Origin of the sequence: Pseudoalteromonas sp. 19-MNA-CIBAN-0066 (assembly GCF_040308705.1) — a bacterium.
Taxonomy (GTDB): domain Bacteria; phylum Pseudomonadota; class Gammaproteobacteria; order Enterobacterales; family Alteromonadaceae; genus Pseudoalteromonas; species Pseudoalteromonas nigrifaciens.
The window spans coordinates 1-266 of the sequence record NZ_JBEONZ010000243.1 but is presented as its reverse complement, the minus strand read 5'-3'; the positions used below and the strand labels follow the sequence as shown (position 1 = coordinate 266).

The 266-nt window shown below is 44.4% G+C and carries 1 protein-coding gene; it reads right to left on the bottom strand.

What is annotated here, in order from left to right:
• On the bottom strand, positions 1-212 hold a 212-nt coding region (locus AAEZ18_RS18995; protein WP_352255969.1), incomplete at its 3' end, for a hypothetical protein.
• Positions 213-266: the final 54 nt, after the last annotated feature.

Below are 266 nucleotides of genomic sequence, written 5' to 3'. Positions count from 1 at the left end.
ATATTAGGATGACCGATATAGCCGGGTATTAGTAAGGATTTAACTGGCAATCCAGTAATCATAGATAACAGTAAAATACCCGCACAGGTTTTATCAGTCTCTGTTTCTGGCAAGCTGCTTGCATCTTGGTTGAGCGCAGCAAAGAACGCTTGGTAGCCGGCAAGGGAGAGTAAGCGCGTGTTAGAGTTAAGCGCGAGATTGCGCTGAGACATGTAGTTCTGCTGTAGCGATAAATCTATAGTTTGGAGCGGTATAGAGTGTTTGAT